Source organism: Bacteroidia bacterium (assembly GCA_019695265.1).
Lineage (GTDB): Bacteria > Bacteroidota > Bacteroidia > JAIBAJ01 > JAIBAJ01 > JAIBAJ01.
In genome coordinates this window covers 1-18,088 of sequence record JAIBAJ010000017.1, presented here as the reverse complement: position 1 = coordinate 18,088, position 18,088 = coordinate 1, and the positions used below count along the sequence as shown (strand labels likewise).

At 40.6% G+C, this 18,088-nt stretch carries 17 protein-coding genes and 1 pseudogene; 1 reads left to right on the top strand and 17 read right to left on the bottom strand.

Annotated features, from left to right (window positions below):
- The 5 genes from K1X82_04525 to K1X82_04505 all read right to left on the bottom strand — a co-directional run bounded on the left by K1X82_04525 (position 1) and on the right by K1X82_04505 (position 5,248).
- Entirely contained in the window at positions 1-993 is a 993-nt protein-coding gene (locus tag K1X82_04525) for a VWA domain-containing protein (GenBank protein ID MBX7181356.1), read from the bottom strand.
- Entirely contained in the window at positions 986-1,936 is a 951-nt protein-coding gene (locus K1X82_04520; protein MBX7181355.1) for a BatD family protein, read from the bottom strand. The genes K1X82_04525 and K1X82_04520 overlap by 8 nt, the downstream gene beginning before the upstream one ends.
- Positions 1,933-2,802, bottom strand: coding sequence for a DUF58 domain-containing protein (locus K1X82_04515; GenBank protein ID MBX7181354.1), 870 nt, complete (start codon positions 2,800-2,802; stop codon positions 1,933-1,935). Before K1X82_04515 ends, K1X82_04520 begins: the two co-directional genes overlap by 4 nt.
- A gap of 53 nt (positions 2,803-2,855) precedes the next feature.
- Positions 2,856-3,845: a MoxR family ATPase gene (locus tag K1X82_04510; protein MBX7181353.1), complete on the bottom strand. Its 990-nt coding sequence runs from the start codon at positions 3,843-3,845 to the stop codon at positions 2,856-2,858.
- A gap of 170 nt (positions 3,846-4,015) precedes the next feature.
- The gene (locus K1X82_04505; protein ID MBX7181352.1) at positions 4,016-5,248 is read right to left on the bottom strand and encodes an ABC transporter permease; all 1,233 of its coding nucleotides are present in this window, start codon (positions 5,246-5,248) and stop codon (positions 4,016-4,018) included.
- A gap of 65 nt (positions 5,249-5,313) precedes the next feature.
- Here K1X82_04505 and K1X82_04500 point away from each other — a divergent pair, with 65 nt between their 5' ends.
- Positions 5,314-6,192, top strand: coding sequence for a hypothetical protein (locus K1X82_04500; protein MBX7181351.1), 879 nt, complete (start codon positions 5,314-5,316; stop codon positions 6,190-6,192).
- Between the two features lie 130 nt (positions 6,193-6,322).
- Here K1X82_04500 and K1X82_04495 read toward each other — a convergent pair whose 3' ends face one another.
- The 12 genes and pseudogenes from K1X82_04495 to K1X82_04440 all read right to left on the bottom strand — a co-directional run.
- Complete coding sequence (locus K1X82_04495) at positions 6,323-7,462, bottom strand: acyl-CoA dehydrogenase (GenBank protein ID MBX7181350.1); 1,140 nt, start codon at positions 7,460-7,462, stop codon at positions 6,323-6,325.
- A 790-nt stretch (positions 7,463-8,252) separates the two neighbouring features.
- Positions 8,253-10,682, bottom strand: coding sequence for a hypothetical protein (locus tag K1X82_04490; protein ID MBX7181349.1), 2,430 nt, complete (start codon positions 10,680-10,682; stop codon positions 8,253-8,255).
- Positions 10,683-10,827: 145 nt separating this feature from the next.
- On the bottom strand, positions 10,828-11,100 hold the full coding sequence (locus K1X82_04485; protein ID MBX7181348.1) for a type II toxin-antitoxin system RelE/ParE family toxin: 273 nt from the start codon (positions 11,098-11,100) through the stop codon (positions 10,828-10,830).
- 32 nt (positions 11,101-11,132) lie between these two features.
- On the bottom strand, positions 11,133-11,375 hold the full coding sequence (locus K1X82_04480; protein MBX7181347.1) for a hypothetical protein: 243 nt from the start codon (positions 11,373-11,375) through the stop codon (positions 11,133-11,135).
- Positions 11,376-11,570: 195 nt separating this feature from the next.
- Positions 11,571-11,933: pseudogene (locus K1X82_04475) on the bottom strand (DUF86 domain-containing protein).
- Positions 11,923-12,216 carry a nucleotidyltransferase domain-containing protein gene (locus tag K1X82_04470; GenBank protein ID MBX7181346.1) on the bottom strand — a complete coding sequence of 98 codons (294 nt, stop codon included), beginning with the start codon at positions 12,214-12,216 and terminating at the stop codon, positions 11,923-11,925. Before K1X82_04470 ends, K1X82_04475 begins: the two are co-directional and overlap by 11 nt.
- 608 nt (positions 12,217-12,824) lie before the next feature.
- On the bottom strand, positions 12,825-13,667 hold the full coding sequence (locus K1X82_04465) for a phytanoyl-CoA dioxygenase family protein (GenBank protein ID MBX7181345.1): 843 nt from the start codon (positions 13,665-13,667) through the stop codon (positions 12,825-12,827).
- A complete protein-coding gene (locus K1X82_04460; GenBank protein MBX7181344.1) occupies positions 13,667-14,593 on the bottom strand; it encodes a phytanoyl-CoA dioxygenase family protein in 927 nt (308 codons plus the stop codon). The genes K1X82_04465 and K1X82_04460 overlap by 1 nt, the downstream gene beginning before the upstream one ends.
- Before the next feature lies 1 nt (position 14,594).
- Positions 14,595-15,518 carry a phytanoyl-CoA dioxygenase family protein gene (locus K1X82_04455; protein ID MBX7181343.1) on the bottom strand — a complete coding sequence of 308 codons (924 nt, stop codon included), beginning with the start codon at positions 15,516-15,518 and terminating at the stop codon, positions 14,595-14,597.
- A 25-nt stretch (positions 15,519-15,543) separates the two neighbouring features.
- The gene (locus K1X82_04450; GenBank protein MBX7181342.1) at positions 15,544-15,936 is read right to left on the bottom strand and encodes an FdtA/QdtA family cupin domain-containing protein; all 393 of its coding nucleotides are present in this window, start codon (positions 15,934-15,936) and stop codon (positions 15,544-15,546) included.
- 7 nt (positions 15,937-15,943) lie between these two features.
- Entirely contained in the window at positions 15,944-17,833 is a 1,890-nt protein-coding gene (locus K1X82_04445) for a phytanoyl-CoA dioxygenase family protein (GenBank protein MBX7181341.1), read from the bottom strand.
- 1 nt (position 17,834) lies between these two features.
- Positions 17,835-18,088: hypothetical protein (locus K1X82_04440; GenBank protein MBX7181340.1), on the bottom strand; the 254-nt coding region annotated here is incomplete at its 5' end.

The following is an 18,088-nucleotide window of genomic DNA, read 5'->3' as shown; positions in this document are numbered from 1 at the left end:
TTAAGGGATGCTTCTTAGCCAGGTGTTTCTAAGTAATAATTCGCAGAGTAAAAAGCCTAAACCCAGGAGGGCAAAGAGGAGGTATTCTTCTTTTCTTTTTCTGAATTCGGTAGTTTCTATTTTTGATTTCTCCAGTTTATCGATGGTATTGTAAACATCTTTTAAATTTTTGTTATTGGTAGCTCTGAAGTATTGTCCTTTGGTCATAGTGGCAATTTGCTTCATCAATTTTTCATCAATTTTAACTTCCATTTGCTGGTATTGAATTCCCCAGGGTGTTTGCACAGGATATGGAGCTGTACCATAGGTTCCAACACCTATGGTATAAACCCGAATACCAAAAGTTTTCGCTATTTCACCGGCGGTGAGGGGTGCAATTTCTCCCGAATTGTTGATTCCATCGGTTAAAAGGATGATGACTCTGCTTTTTGCTTTACTACTGAGCAGTCGTTTAACAGCTAAGGCCAATCCATTTCCCAAAGCGGTTCCATCGGTGAGTAATCCGCTTTTTACGTCGTCGAGGATGTTTTTAATAACGGCATGGTCGGAAGTAATAGGAACCTGGGTAAAAGCTTCGCCGGAGAATACTACCAGACCCATTCGGTCATCGGGTCTTTTGTCGATAAAATCCAACACTACTTTTTTGGCTGCTTCCAATCGGTTGGGTTTGAAATCTTCAGCCAACATAGACGGAGAAATATCCATTGACAGAATGATGTCAATTCCTTCGGTGGTAGAGTTTTGCCAGGATGAACTGCTTTGTGGTCGTGCCAAAGCAATAAAAAAGGAGCTAAGTCCTAAAATTCGAAGCACAAAGGGAAGGTGGCGGAATTTAACTCTTGCCGATGGCACAATACCTTCAAAAGCCTGGGAAGAGGAAATGTGCATGGAAGGTTGGTTAGGTTCCAATTGTTTCCAATACCACCAAATAAGCAAGGGAAGTGTAGCAAAAAGGCAAAAAAACCATGGACTGGCCCAGATGAAATTAGTCATGGCGGCCCTCCTTTTCCATGGATTGATCTTGCAATAGGGGTTTGGTTTGGTTTACAAATTCATAGGCATTGGTGAGGCTAAGTTCATTTTCGCCCTGTTGTGCCTGAAGTTTTGCAAATTTTACCAAATCGCTTAGGCTTAGGATTTGTTTTAAAACCGCCAAAAGTTCTGTTGAAACAAGAAAGCGTAATTCCGATAAGGTTTGGTCGGTAACTTGTTCCAGGGCTTTAACTTTAAATCTGCCTTCGATGTATTCCCTGATAATTTCGGACAATTCAACATGGTATTGTTTTTCCATACCATTTTGCCATAATTTCTTTTGCTTTAGTTCATTGAGTTTTTTAATGGCTAATTCATCGGGAGGCAGGGGTTTTTCCTGAAAGATTTGTTTGAATGGGTTTTGCCTTTTTTGATAGAATTGATAGGCAAACCAAGCAGCAATCGATCCGATTAAGATTCCCAGGATTGTTAAAGACCAAAAAAGCCAGTCGAAAGGAGGAATCAAGGGTGGTTTAATATCTTTAATTTCTTTCTCCATCAACACCTTGGGGAAATTAACAGAGATTGGAATAACCTGGGAGAATAAAGGTTGAGCAGAATCGGAATTGACCAGAATGGTGAATTGGGGTATAAAGAACTTTCCGCTATCGTATGCGGTAAGAACCACCGTTTGTTGCAAGGTAAAACCTGGTTTTTCGTTGGAACGAATGGTGTCAATTTTTCCCGTTTCTACGATCTCCAAACCTGTAAAAACCGAGTCGTGGACAGAAGGCATTCGGATGTTGGTTTTTTCCGGAACTTCTACCCGGATATGGAGCTGAATGGGATTTCCAATTAGAATGGAATTGGTATCCACGGAGGTACGAATGGATTGGCCTTGAACAAGGTTTAAGGGCCATGTAAATGCAATCAGGTAGGTTAGAAACAAGTTAATCCTTTTCATTTTTCCCTGCGTTTAAAAAGGTTCATCAACGGATTAACATAGTTTTCATGGGTGGCGATATTGGCGAAATCAACACCGCTTCGGTTAAATATTTCCTTCAGTTTTTCTTCCCTTCTCAAGGCATTAATGACATATTGCTTTCTGTTTTCTTCAACGGAAAAATCGACCCATTGCGATTTTCCGCTTTCTTGATCTTGTAACCGCACTAATCCGATGGCCGGCATTTCCTTTTCACGTTTGTCGTAAAGGCGAAGAGCGATAACATCGTGTTTTCGGTTGGCAATTTTTAGGGAATCAGTAAAATCGGGAGAAATAAAGTCAGAAATAACGAAGGCTGTACAACGTTTTTTCATCACGTTGGTGAAATATTTCAGCGTTAGGCCTAAATCGGTTTTCGAACCTATGGGTTTGAAATCGATCAATTCACGGATGATACGCAGAATATGGCTTTTGCCTTTTTTGGGCGGTATGTATTTTTCGATGCGGTCGGTAAAAAAGATGATACCGACTTTATCGTTGTTTTGGATGGCAGAAAAGGCAAGAACGGCGGCTATTTCGGTCATCATATCTTGTTTTTGCCTGGATTGGGTTCCAAACAAGCCGGAAGCGCTCATGTCGGCCAGGAGCATAACAGTTAATTCTCTTTCTTCCTCAAATACTTTTACATATGGGTGACCAAAACGGGCGGTTACATTCCAATCGATGGTTCTAATATCGTCGCCCGGGGTGTATTCTCTTACTTCCGAAAAGGCCATACCCCGCCCTTTAAACACCGAATGGTATTCGCCTGAAAACACCTGGTTGCTTAAACCCCGTGTTTTAATCTCTATCTTCCTTACTTTGGAAAGAAGTTCATTGGTTTCCATTCAAGAAACGAAGGCATTTAAAGGTTAATAAAACAAGGAAACGATTTCCGGTTTTAAGGCACTTCCACGGTGTTGAGGATTTCAGCAATGATTTCCTCGGTACTGATATTTTCTGCTTCTGCTTCGTAGGTTAATCCAATACGGTGACGAAGCACGTCGTTACAAACGGCTCTTACGTCTTCGGGAATTACGTATCCTCTGCGTTTGATGAAGGCATAGGCTTTGGCTGCCAGGGCCAGGTTAATACTTGCCCTTGGTGAACCACCAAAACTAATCAGGTTTTTAAATTTGCCTAGTTTATATTGATCGGGAAAACGACTGGCAAACACAATATCGACGATGTAATTTTCAATCTTTTCATCCATGTAAACATCCCGAACCACCGATCTGGCCTTGATGATATCTTCCGGATGCATAATGGGGTTGGGTTTTGGAAAGTCACCCAATACATTTTGACGAATAATTCTTTTTTCCTCTTCCCGTTGTGGGTAGCCCACCACAATTTTTAACATAAAGCGATCTACCTGGGCCTCCGGTAAAGGGTAGGTTCCTTCTTGTTCCACCGGATTTTGGGTGGCCAATACCAAGAATGGTTCCGGCAAAACAAAAGTTTCATCTCCAATGGTTACCTGTCTTTCTTGCATGGCTTCAAGCAGGGCCGATTGCACTTTAGCCGGGGCACGGTTAATTTCATCTGCCAACACGAAATTGGCAAATACCGGTCCTTTCCGAATGTGAAACTCCTCCTTTTTTTGATTGTATATAAGGGTTCCAATCAAATCCGCAGGAAGTAAATCAGGGGTAAACTGAATACGACTGAAGTTGCCATGGATGGTACTGGCCAAGGATTTAATTGCCAGGGTTTTCGCCAATCCGGGTACTCCTTCTAATAAAATATGACCGTTGGATAGCAAACCAATCAACAGCCTTTCTACCATGTACTTTTGACCAACAATGGTCTTTTCCATTTCCATGGTAATCAGATCCACAAATGCACTTTCTTTTTGGATCCTTTCATTCAATTCGCGTATATCTGTAACCATATTAAATTTTTGGGGGAACAAAATTACCCTCCCCTTTTTTTAACAAATCCCAACCCGTGTTAAGAAATGTTAAGCATTAGCCTTCCAAGGAATTATTTGGAGTAGGATTTGCTCCGGAATGCTTACAACGAAGCAGGTTTTAGGCGAAATAAAGGATTAAAGTCAAAAGGCTATTTGTACCGAATGGCTTTCAATGGGCTAATGGAATACAGGATGAATAGAGGAATAAAGATGCTGAGGAATAGCATACCTGAGCTCAGGAGGTTAACCAACAAAAAATTGCGAAAGTCCAGATTAACCGGAACAAAGGAAACATAGTAATGGGTTTCATCCAGTTGGATGAGGTGGGTAAAGTATTGGAGTAGGAGCAGACCTATTCCAACCAAATTACCCCATAAGAATCCAATGGAGGCAATTCTGATACCAACCAGCATAAAAATCCCTCTTAAATCAGCATTGTTCATGCCTATTGTTTTAAGAGTTCCTATCACCTGAGTCTTTTCCAAAATCAAGGCCAACATAGCTGATACCATAATTATACAGGAAACGACCAGCATGAGTGCCAGAATAATGATGGCGTTTAAATCGAGCATATGGAGCCAATCGAAAATCCAGGGCCTTTCTTCTTCAATGGTGGTAGCTTTTTGGTCATAACCAATGAGTTCTTCCAATTCGTCGGCCACCGTGGCTAAACGATCAAAGTCTTTAACTGTCACTTCCAGAAAACTAGCCTGATTAGAGTCCCATTCGTTCAGTTTACGAATATGGGCAATGTTTGCCAAAACATAGATTTTATCAAAATCACTGTATCCGGTTTTATAAATTCCTGTTATGGTGAATTTACGTTCTAATCGATCATTTTTCTGGATGAAGAACACCTTTACCGCATCGCCTAAATGCAGGTTCAGGCGTTGGCATAGAGCTTGGGAAACCAGTAAATTTCTCGATTTGGCCGTATCAGAGGTTTCAAATACTTTACCTTCCACCAGGTTGTTTTGAAAAAAGCTCCAATCAAAATCGGCCCCAATTCCTTTTACCACAATGCCTTCAATATTGTCCTTTACCCGAATTATTCCGGCCTTGGTAGCAATGGCCTGAACATGACTTACGTCCGGATGGGCTTTGAGCTGTGCCAAATACGGTGGATTAGCCGGAATAGGAATGGCCTCGAGCGATTCATTGCTGTCAAAATTGGAAATAACCAAATGGGAACCAAACCCTGTTACCTTGTCTCGGATAGCATGTTGAAATCCGGTTACAACCGAAACAGAAATCAGCATTACCGCAAGTCCAATTGCAATCCCAATCCGCGCAATCCTGACCAAAATGGGGCTGCCTTCTACTCCCTGGCCATTGCCGGAAGAGCTAAACAAGAGTCGGTTTGCAAAATATCGTCGCTTCATCCTACGTTTCAAGCAGCAAAATAACCCAAATTCCTTCTACCTTTGACACATTCTGCTTTTTTGCCTTGAAACCTTATCTAGTTTTTGTATTCATTATCCTTCCCTTTGGCCTCTTGGCACAAAAAGGGGAAATCATTTCCTTATTCCAACAACTTAAGTCCTGCGAAACGGATAGTTGCAGGGACGTAATCAATAAAAGTCTGTCTGCTTCCTTGGAATCCTTGCTGAAGTCAGACCTTCAATTGCAAACCGATTTATCTGACCTTCCCAACTGCGGGGTATTGCTTTCCAAAGATAAAAAGGTCAGGGTGATTACCTGGAATTCGCCTATTGACACCGGTGGACAAAAGTATTATGGCTTTATACAGGTGTACAATGCTAAATTTAAAAAATACATGTATTTCAAGCTGGTCGACAAATCCAAAGGAATGGATAAGCCTGAACGAGCGGTTTTAAGTCCTGATAAATGGTTTGGATGCCTGTATTACAACCTACTTGAAACAGGTTCCGGGCGTAAAAAAGTGTATACCTTATTGGGTTGGGAACTAGGTAATAATTATACTTCCAAAAAGGTGGTAGAGGTTCTCACGGTTAACCCGGCAGGTGTTCCTACGTTTGGGGGCAATTATTTTCAGCAATACCATAAAAAGCAAAAGGTAAAGGCAGGTAACCAGGATCCGGGAATGCCTAAAGTGAATTATGGTTCAGGAAAGCGTAATTTGCTAAAAGCCAGGTGGATTTTCGAATATAAATTTGGAATCCAGATGAAGTTAAATTACGATGTAGGACAATCGGCTATTCTGGTTCCACACTTATCTCCTTCTTCCCCTTCCTTGGTTGGACAATTTCAGTTTTACGGTCCCGATTTAAGTGTTGATGCCTTGCGCTGGAAAGCAGGTAAATGGGTGATGTACGAAGACGTTGATGCCCGAAATGAAAAATAGAGCAAATCAACGGGTGACTTGCTTTATTTCAAATGTTTTTTAATCCAAACTAGGTTACCGGGTTTACCTTAGGAAAGGCCATTTTATTAAGGAATAGCCAAGCCCAAAATTGAACCTTACCTAATCGGTTTTATTTCAGAACCGATCTGGAAATTACAATTTTCTGTACTTCAGAAGTGCCTTCGTAGATTTGAGTAATTTTTGCATCACGCATTAAACGTTCAACATGATACTCTTTTACAAAGCCATATCCGCCGTGGATTTGAACGGCTTCTACTGTATGGCGCATAGCAACGGTTGATGCATACAATTTGGCCATTGCTCCACTTTGGTCATAGTTCAGGTGTTGATCTTTATGCCACGCAGCTTTGTAAACCAAAAGGCGTGCAGCTTCAATTTCGGTGGCCATATCAGCCAGTTTAAACGAAACGGCCTGATGTTCGGAGATAGGTTTTCCGAATGCTTTGCGTTCTTTGGAGTAGGCCAGGGCAAGTTCGTAGGCTCCGGCTGCAATACCAAGTGCTTGAGCTGCAATACCGATACGTCCGCCGGCAAGGGTTTTCATGGCGAATGTAAAACCAAAGCCATCTTCACCAATACGGTTCGATTTAGGAACCTTCACATCCTGAAACATCAAGGTGTGCGTGTCTGAAGATCGAATGCCCAATTTATTTTCTTTAGCACCAATAATAAAACCTTCCTGTCCTTTTTCAACAATAAGTGCATTAATTCCTTTATGTCCTTTTTCAGGATAAGTTTGAGCAATAACCAGGTAAACCGAAGCATTTCCTCCGTTGGTAATCCAGTTTTTTGTACCATTAACGAGGTAATAATCGCCCATATCCACGGCTGTAGTACGTTGAGAGGTGGCATCGCTACCAGCCTCCGGTTCACTTAGGCAAAACGCACCAATAATTTCACCTTTAGCCAGGCGGGTCAGGTATTTTTGTTTTTGTTCTTCAGTTCCGTAGGTTTCAAGACCCCAGCAAACCAAGGAGTTGTTAACGCTCATGCATACACTGGCTGAGTTATCTACTTTCGATATTTCTTCCATAGCCAGCACATATGACATGGTATCCATTCCTGCACCTCCGTATTTTGGATCCACCATCAGGCCCAGAAAACCCAGTTCTCCCATTTTTTTAATTTGTTCATGGGCGAAAAGCATTTTCTCGTCTCGCTCAATAACCCCGGGTAGCAGCTCATTTTGAGCAAAATCCCTGGCGGCTTGTTTAATCATTTTTTGTTCTTCGGTAAGTTCGAAAAGCATGGTGGTGGGTATTAAAATCGGGCAAAAGTAGCACTTATGAATGGAGTTTGGAAGACTGCCTTAAAATTATTCTAATAGCTTGTATGCGGGCCCCCTTCGCCCAACGAGGAGGCGGTAATTAATTCCGGCTTCCTGCAACGGGCTTCGGGTCACGCTATCGGCTGTAGTCCTCGTCCCCCTAGGCTAACGCCGTCGGTGTCCTGTGGGCTACTTGCCTCTATCGTTGCCCGAGGGTGCAACTCCAAACCATTGGATGGTGGTATCAGCATGAACCTTACCTAAGCTGGGGTTTGAATGGATAGTTTAGTTTTTTATAGGTATTCAAAAGAATGCCATGCTAAGTTGGGAGTCTCTCCCTTTCTTTATCTTTTGGCAGGGCGAGCTAGACGATTAAAGTTAGGTGTTATTTCCATAGTTCTTCGTCTAACCAGTTTTTGGGAAAGCCCATTTCTTTTGTCTGTGCCACATTATCCATTCAATGGCAGATTTTTTTTTGACTAAAAAAACTGCATAAAATTTAGTTCAAAAAGAACTTCAAAAAAAGCAACCAGATTTAACCCGTTAAAATGGTCGGTAATTCCATAAAAACAGTTCAGGTAACATTTTCCAATTGTGTAAATCCTTGGAAAACTTACAGGTAAAATTTAGAATCAACATAGATTTATCAAACTGGACACACTGCTCTCTACACAGGCTTAAACCGAAATTGCTCCTACCTTTGTGACAATAGTTCAGCTGCGCTGCCATTCGGTTAAGCTTTTATATGTTATTACCAATTGTTCTTCTCTCTTCATTGTTTTAAAAATTCGTATTCATAAATTTTCGGTGTTATTTTGTCCGCAAGTAAATCTAATTTGTCTCGCAATTCTGCTATTAGTTTTGTGTAAATTTCGTTATCGCTTCGTGAGTTCATTCTGCCTTTGTTGTTACGTCCTTGAAAGTATTCACGTATGTCATATAAACTTGCGTTTATGTTAATGTCTTTGTGTGAATGGTAGTATTTCCAAAGTTCTTGACCTGATTTAAAAACAGTTTTTGCTTGTTCTGAAAACTCTCTTGGTTTATTGTCATAAATACCAATTTTGATCTTATCGTCAAATAGAACACCGTCAGACTCCTTTTCAGTTTTTAGTTTTCCGTTAATGAAGTTTGTCATAAAGTTACTTTCAAACTTTTCCATCGAGTTTACTTCGCTTTCTGCGAAAGGTATCCAATGATTAATTCCAAAACTGCTCGAAATATTGTTACTGAATAGAGTATAAGCTAAGCAATCATTTTGAAATTCTAAATCAATTTTCCAATTTTCGTTTGGAAATAAAAACTGGTCTCTGTCATTTAACCAATTTGCTTCAATAATGTGACGAACTGTGTAATAAATTGATGTTTCAATTAAATTTTCTTTGGTAGTTTGCCAATTATGATTTGAAGCAGGAACTTTCATAAATGGTTCGCCAAAACGCACCAATCTTTGATTTTGAAAATCGCTACCTACGCCTATAATTGTTGCAATTGATTCGGATTTTGTATTTCTAAAAGTTTTTACCCAATCGTTTATAAATTTTAGTTTGTCATAAGCATAAATGTTTTTAATTCCGATAAAAGTTTGGTTTTTATCGTAAATGTCCGCTTCAATGTGTTCAAAAACTTCTTTCTTGTCTGTATTCCAGATGAAAAAACCAATTGGAAATTGCCCTTTCACGTTGTCGAATGTGTCCGCAGGTGTCAAAAATAATTTTTCGAGCTTCGCTCGAAAAAACGTCCGGAAATCCGAGAACATTGGTGCTTGCAAATTTTTCAACTTTGAAAAATTTGCAAGCACCACTTGAGGTATTTCGCAATAAATTCTTGTTAAAAACTGCACATACAACTCTCGTTTTGTGTAACCCATTAAGTCGGAATACTTTTTATGGATTTGAGAAATCGCTACGCCTGTTCGTCCATCTCCACGCCTGTTGTCAGCTTCTGCGTATGGCGGATTTATGTAAATTATTAGCTTTTTACGTTTCTTCTCGTCATTTATAATGGCTTGTAAACCTTGTGGAAGTTTGGTGAAATCATCATTCAAAAAGTCGAATTGAAAAACGTGATTATCAAGCAAGTTTGCACCGTGTTTAATACGTTCGTGAATTACACTAACGTCTGCTTGGTCAAGCGTTGATGCCCAGATATTGTATTTGTTTGTTAAACCTGCAAGAAGATTGCCTGTGCCGCAGGCACAGTCCCATATGTAATATTCTTCTTGCCAATCTTCACCTAAATAGTCAGCCAAATACTTTTGTGAAAGTTCAACCCAAATTCGTGGCGTGAAAAACGCACCTTTTCTTTCTCTGATGTCTTGCGGAACAAGTAAATCTCTACGCTCTATTATGTATTCTTGAAATTCCTTGATTGGTGGTCGTTTGTATCGTTTCCAAAAATGCTGATAAGTTTCTTTTACTTTAATATTGATGGTTGCATCAAACATTTGCTTGATGTTCTCTTTTGCAATTTTGTAGCCTTGATTTTGAAAAATAACAAACAAGTTTTCACGAATGGTTGCATCATCGGCAATATGTTGCGTATCTCTGTCGTCCACAAACAAATCTGCCAAATAAAAGTCGCTGTCTAAAATGTTTGCCTTTTTAAGTTCATCCCAATTTACGTCAATTATTGGTTTTACAATGTCAAGCCAACGCAGATAAATAGGAATGAAATTATTTTTGTCAATTTTTATTTTGCTGACTTCTGTCGCTTTTGCAACATTGTTGGAAATGAAAAATTTGAGTTCTTTTTCGTCTTGAATGTAGTCGTAAACGTAAGTCCTTTGTTTTATCGTTTTCTCAATACGTTCTGCGATTAACTTAAACTCTTTTGTTTCGTGGTTACTTGGCGTAACATTCCAATTGAAGTCATTTAGGTAAAAAATGTCTTGAACGCTTATGTAAGGAATAAAAGCAATTTTTTTAAAGTCAAAAGCTCCCAAAAATGCAGGTGGTATTGTTTTGTCAAATGTTCGTGCTTTACCTATTGTCAAGATAAGTTGCACAAACATTGTCGGCACGTCAAAAATTCCCGTCTTTGCTTCTGCCCAAAGTAGGGGAGTTCGGCCGAAAATGTCGGCTTGTTTAGGGAAAACTGAAAAGTCAATATTGCCTATTATTTCGGTCGTGTCGAATGTTTTGAACCAGTCCGCACCGACTTTATTTTTTAGTTCTTCTTCTCTTATGTTTTTATATTTCATTTATAGTCTTAATTCGTCTGTTATGGTGTAGTCTTACAATTGGTGTCTACGGACCCTGTGCAGGAGCCGTAAGCGAATGTACAGATAAAAGTAATTTCGAAGCACAAAATCGCTTATGGCTTTTGCACCGTGTTAGGGCTGGGGACTATTCTGAAATTCCTTCTAGTTTGGTTGGATTTTGCCTGCAGTCAAATACTGAAACAACTCGAATTGTTTGATTTTCGTACCTGTAAATCAATTTATAATTTCCCACTACAAGATATCGATATTCAAATAGGTTTGATTCTAATAATGGTTCTGCAGGACCAATCAATGGATTTCTTTCCAATTGAATAGATTGTTCAACAATTCCTTTTACCAACCTTTTAGCTACTTTTTCTCCTGCTTTTATTGTGTAATAATCAAAAATTTCCTGCAATTGCCGTAAAGAAGTATCAGACAACTATACTCTTATTTCCATGAATCTATTTGCTTAAGCAAAATCTTTGCATCGTTCTCTCGTCCATTCAAAAAATCATTTTCTGATTCCTCTACCTTCCTCTTAAATTCTTCAATAGTCATTGGAACTGGATCCTTTTCTAACTGTTTTCTTCTTTCAACCTGTAGAATATTTTCTAACTTAGAAACCAGTTCTTCATCTGCAACCCTAAGGAACTCTTGTACAAAATTTAATTTCCTTACCTGAATGTCCATTTTTATTATTTAATTCCAAAGTTAAGTTTTTTTTTGGAAAAAAGGTTAGTTTTTAGGCAATTCCTTTGCACCCAACGTTCCCGTTGCAGAAGCCGTAAGCGAATTTGCAGATAAATGTTTATGCGAAGCCCAAAATTCAGCCAACAGAAAAATGTCGATTCGAAGAACAAAACGGCTTATGGCTTTTGCACCGTGTTAGGTGCTGCGGCTTTCTGTCAAACTGTTTAGAATTAGTTTAATTTTCTCCTTTAAATCCGGAAGATCATTTTTTATTATTTCCCAAACCAGAGTCGAGTCAACCCCAAAATACTCATGAACAAAAACATTTCTCATCCCAACTATTTGAGCCCATTCTATTGATGAAAAATTTAATTTGGTTGTCTCAGATATATGATTGCTTGCTTCTCCAATTATTTCCATCTGCTTTATACATGCAAATCTCATCATTGAATTATTCATAAAGTCTGAAAAATCCTTGTCCAACAACTACGATTCAATTTCAAGGATTGCTTCATAAATGTGCTGCACCCTAACACTATCTCCAAGCTTACCGCGCATAGATTAGTTTCTTTTCATTTTCAATTATTGGTCGGATATATGGTGAAAGTCCTTGGGAAGATACCAAATCAACTTTATTGCCTAATATCTTCTCTAAATCTAATTTCATTTGAATGAACTGTAATCCAATTTTTTGGGAGTAATCCAAGTCAACAAGTATGTCAATATCACTTTGATAATCCGCCTCGTTTCTTGCAAATGACCCAAATAGGTAAGCATTTAACACTGGCTTTGTAGAAAAGTAATTTTTGATAGCATCGATTCTTTCTACTTCTAATTTCATAAAGCAAATATAAAAAAAATATGATAATAGAATGGTAGTCTGTTTTTGCCGTTACACCTATCTACCGCCTCCCTCTCCCTTTCTCTCTCCTAACCAACCAATAGTGTGCAAGTATGTAAATATTTTTGGAATAAAAAAATAGTTTTTACTTGGTTTATCTTTATTTCATATTCAATAAGCTATGTGCCAATAAGTAGGATATTGTTGTACTGTATTATTAGGATAGAACTTAATTTATTTCCTTTTTCTGTTATCTATTTCTAGCGATTGAAATTTTAAAATGGTCCAAATTGGCTGTGGTTTTTTTGCTTAAACAGCTTTTGAATGGGCAAATGATACTGTAAATTTCAAAAAATTTTTAGCCTGATTCTTCATAAATATGGATATAAAGTAAGCAGATTGGGTTTGCACCCCCGGGCAACGATAGAGCCAGGTAGCCCACAGGACCCCGACGGCCTTAAGCCTAGGGGGACGAGGACTACAGGCGATAGCGTGACCCGAACGCCCATGCAGGAGCGCTGAAGATTTGCAGACGGTTGGTGGGGCGTGAAGGGGGCCCGCCTAAACATCAATTACCAGATAGTAAACCTCTCTTTTGCCGGTTATACCTAGCCCCTGCCAAACAATCGGGACCAAAAGTTGCTTGAAGCAGGCTTCGAAAGGGTGAAACCTAACTTTTCTAAATTGGGAATGGGCCTGGGGATGGTTTTGACCATTTCTAATTGTTTGTTGCCTTCCTGGATGTTGCCATTCATAAAGAAATCGACACTGCTTTTGTAAACTTCTACCTGGTTGCCATTGCCATAATAATAAAGCATTTCGGCATTTTCGGGGATGATGCCAAAAACACATGCCATGCGCAGGAAATCGCTTGTATTGGCATGCGATGCGTGAAACAATCGGTGGTCGTAAATAAGTGCCTGACCGGCTTTCATGTTTAAGGTAAGCATGCGATCCCAAAGTTGGGAGTTTACCTGTTCGAAATCATCAGGAATGTTAGGCCCACGGTAGTTTTCAATCCATGCATGGCTACCCGGGAGTACGGTAATTGCTCCGTTTTGAGAAGAAAGATCGACTAAAGGAACCCAAATATTAAAGGAACGAAACCTGGTTTCATCCACAATGTTCCAATCCTGGTGGGCACGTAACACCTCGCTACCCTGGTTGTTTTTTACAACAAAAGAGCCTCCTAAAGGTTTGCAATGACTGAACAGGCTTTGGATGGGAGTGCTAAACTCCTGTATAATTCGGTCGTTCATTGCCTTTCGGAACCCGAGGTTTGGGGAATGCGCTGTGGCGTAGAAACCTGGAAGTGCGTCGGTGTGGTTTTGAATGAAAAAGGTCTTTAAGTCAATAACTTGTTGGGGAGATAAAAAAGGAACAACGACATACCCTTCTCGTTTCAACTCATCATCGAGGGCCTTATCAAGTAAAATGGGATTTGTTTCCATTAGCGAGCAATCCAGTTTTTTAAACGTGAAAACAGATTTGAAGCGGGTGCCTGGGTAGGGGGCAATGGAACAAAATCGAAACCTGCTTTTAGGCGCATGGACTGAATGAGGGAATTTATTTCTGATTTGGTAAACCGGGGACTTGTATATGGTTTTTCGCCAACTTTTTCACCGAGTTTGGGGCGTTCCATGATATCGGTGGCGAAATTTTCGAATTGTATTAAAAAGGAATCCTCTTCTTTAAATATTTCCAGAAGGTCGAGGTCAGGCACTTTGTAGTGGAAATACATTTGAGCTCCAAAGCTTTTGATGCCTGCTGTAATGGCTTTACGAACAGCATTGGAACGGTTGGGTAAGGAGTAATGAATTACACTTTGGTTGAGGATGATGGCGGTTCCTGCTTTTACGTGAAACGGAATTAGGTTTTGGTGGATAATATCTTCGTGACCGGAAAAAAAGAAGGGCAAGGTAGGACAACGCAAAGAGGGATAGTTTTGGAAATGGCTACCGGGGAGTATCATGAGAGAACCGTTTGTTTCGTTGATATCGCAAAGTGGAACCCAGCAATTGAGTGCAACTTGTTGAGTTTCGTCAACGATGGTCCAATCCTGGTGTGCTGCCAATTCGCTTTGTTGTCCGGGGGTTTTATATAAAAAGGCCCCACCAAAAGGGGTATAATTGGTAAAGTAGGATTCGTAGGCCCGGGAAAACACGTGGACAATTTTTTCGCTGGCTAGTTTTTTATAGTTGTAATCGGGGTGATAACTATCGGAAAAGAAGCCATTGTTGTGGAGGTTGGGATGGGTTTGGTCAAAAAAGGCTTCCAGGTCTTGAATTTCGGAAGTGGTAAGAAAGGGGAGAACAATAAAGCCTTGCTTGTCGAACAAAGCCTGGTGTTCACTGTTTTTAAAAATTCGTACGGCCATTTTATCCAATTATTTTTTGCCACCATTTTTTGGGGGATGGAGTTGGTTGATGAGCGTCTTGGTAGGCCTTCCATTCCGATTCGATTAATATTCTGGCTTGGGTGGGTTTGCAATTTTCTGCCAGGAAACCGGCATTGATTTTAGGGAAACTATATACTTCGGTTTGGATTAGAGAACCTACCCGGGGGCGGTTGTGAATGTTTTGTCCAAATTGCTCAAAATCAGTCATGAATGTACTTTCCTGGGCATAAATTTCTACTTTGTTTTCCGGGTTTTTGTCCCAGAAATAGGTTCTGAACTCGGCGTCGGCATTGGTAATAAAGATATTGGTTACAATTCGGATTTGGTCAGACAAATTGGGCGGGGAGAAGTGAATGATACTTTGGTCGAAAACAACTGCTTTCCCGGCAGAGATGAGCACGGGTTGGAGGTAGTCGACAATTTCATTCATGACAGGGGAGAAGAATTCGGGTATGCTGCTACCGCGGTAGGTAGGAAAGAAACGGTGGCTGCCGGGTAATACAAAAATAGCTCCGTTTTGAATGGTTAAATCGGTTAAAGGAGCCCAAATATTGACACCGGTAAAACGGCTTTCGTCTACCAGACTCATGTCTTGGTGCACACACATACCGCTTTGTGGATTGGGGCTTTTAACGATGAAAGAGCCACAAACTTCCTGAAAATCGGTAAAAATTTCCTGCATTCTGTTTGCAGCCACTTCCCGGATGGTTTGGTCGGCCTTTTTGCGGTAGTTTTTGTCGGACGAGAACGTACTGGGGAAGAAACCTACTTCATCTTTAGGGTGTAGGTCACGGTAGAGTTGTATAAGTTGTTCAACTTGTTGGGGTGAGTAGAAATCGACCACTACAAACCCGTCTTTTTCGAAGGCAGCCTGTAAAGCGGCATCTTTAAAAATGGGTTTCATGGAGGATGGAAAGTCGAACATAGTATTATTGGTTTAGGAATTGGGATTTGTTATACAGGGTTTGAAGGTTTTGATAGTGTTCGGAAGCCAGGCAAACCAAAACGGAGGGCTGAAGGGCTTCAATTTCAATCCAGTGGTTTTGGGGTAAGAGGAGGCCTTGGCCGGAATTGGAAAGGTCGAAGCTTTGCATTTGGCCGAATTGGTTCCATACCTTGGCAATGCAATGACCGGATAGGGCGTAAAGCAATTGGGTTTGGTTGAGGTGTGCATGAGCGCCTCTTTTCACTCCGGCTTGGTTTAATACCAGGCTGTAAACCCGTTTTACCACAAAGGGTAATTGGTTTCCAAGTTCCACAATGTTGATGGTGGTTCCATCTTCAAAGTGTCTGGTATCAACGGTATAGAATCCAACTTTCACGTTCAAATTAATTCAACCCTAATTTATACTTAATTTCTCTAAAGATGTTCAGAGGGGTGTATTTTTCGAAAAAGGTTCTGGAATCGAGTGGGGTAGAGTCCATAACCAATTCAGGTTCAGGGTTATTCCGGTTTGTTTGGTTGTACATGGAAGGGAAGAGTTCTTTCATTCTGGCTTGGAGCGGAGGGTTGATGGTGGCTCCCAAGGCTTGAATTTCTTCCAGGATGGTGGTTTTATCCCAATTTTCGAAGCTGTATGGCAGTTCGATTGGTTGGCCATATCCCTGAATTAGTTCACCTTTTTCGTACATTTTAGAGAGTCTGGCATTATCGTATTGGATAAAGAACTCTTCGTCGACTTGGTATTTCAGGAGGGTATCCTTTTTTCCATTGGGTTTAAGATAATAATGGACTAATTGAGCATCCTTTTGGGTAATACCTATTCCAACTGCTAAGCGGGTATTTTGAGCAATATTAGGAGGGGATGCATGGAAGGTACGGTTATCAAACATTAGCATTTCGCCGGCTTTCATTTCCACCAGTTGAGTAAAGGGGAATAGTTCGAACATGTGGTTAGCCAGAGGAACCGGTGTTTGCGGGGAAGGGGAAGGGCGGTGGTTTTGCATGAGGCGATGTGTTCCGGGAATAACCCCAAGTGCACCGTTGTCAAGGGTTGTGTCTACCAAGGCAATCCAACAGGTTATGGAACAATTTCCTTCTTGTTCACCATCGGCAAAGCTCCAATCCTGATGAGGAGGAACGATTCCACGAGGAGAAGGTTCTTTGGCGGTATAGCTGGCAACGAAGGGTTTAAAATTGCTAACATATTTTTCCATTTCAGGAAGCACTAATGACCAAACAAAATCGCGGGTTGCCCGGCAAAAATCTTTATCGGCACTATCCATGCTCACATGAAAACCTTCGTGTTTTTCGCTTGCTATGGCTGAGTTATTGTAGTAAGATTTCAGTTGCTCAACCTTATCTTGTTCGAGTATGGGTAAAACCACATAACCGTTTTTTTCAAAAAATTGTTGGTGGTTGGCATCCTTCAAAATGGGGTTCATGCGGTAAGAGTCCATGGTTTTTTGTTTCAGATAGTTTCGTTTTGCCAGGTTGTATTCTTGGAGGCTTACCGGTTTTTCGACGTAGTTGAAGGTTTCGGAAGGTTGTAACCAGGAAGGTGCCTGACCAATCATGGTGTTGTAACGGTGAAAAAAGTCTGGTTTTACGGTATATTTTTCCACCATACCGGGCGAAGACTGATGGTAAAAGCACATTTCAGCGTTTTCGGGTATAAGACCATAGGTTACTGCGATGCGCAATTTTGGGCTTAGGTTGGGTGGGGAAGCGTGTAAGATGGCATGGGAGAAAGCGATGGCTTCACCTTTTTTCAGGGGAACCAAAACAGCATCCTTTTTAATTTGGGTATGCAGGTCGTTGAAAGGGTCTTTCAGACTTGGTCCACGCAAGGCTTTTGAAAATTTATGGCTACCGGGAACTACTTGCAGGGCGCCGTTTTCGGCATTAACATCTTGCAACGGAATCCAAATGGTCATGGCATGGAACCCGGATTCATCTACAATGGTCCAATCCTGGTGAGGGGGCATTTCGCCTTGAGGTCCGGTATTTTTTGTCAGGAAGCAGGCACCCAGTTTTTGATGAGGCAGGCAAAGGGTATTAATTTTAGTTTGTACCAGTTCTTCTATACGGTTGTTAAGGAGTGCTCGTTGGGATTCATCGGCAAGGAAGCTACTGGAATAGAAGCCCGGATTGTTAGAAGAAAAAGAATGGTCATAAAGATCGTTCAAGGCATGTACTTCACTTTCGTCTAAAAGTGGAAAGCGAACAAAGCCATCGGTGTCAAAGGCTTTTTGTAATATAGGATCTTTGAAAAACATATTATTTTAACAGACCAAAACCGGTTTTAAGTTTTTCAATAAAATTGGGTTCCTGATCGAATCGTCTGGCATATAATCGGTCTTTAAATTCCTTTTCGTTGAGGTGAAAGGGTTTAAATTGAAAGGTTTTGGCAATTTTACGTTTATCAGGTTTTTTCCAGGGGTTAAACTCCATGTAAAAGTCTTGTTCTACTTCCAAAACCTCCACTTTAAAGGAGTCGATGCTTGGGTCCATGTGCTGGTGCAGGGAAGGGA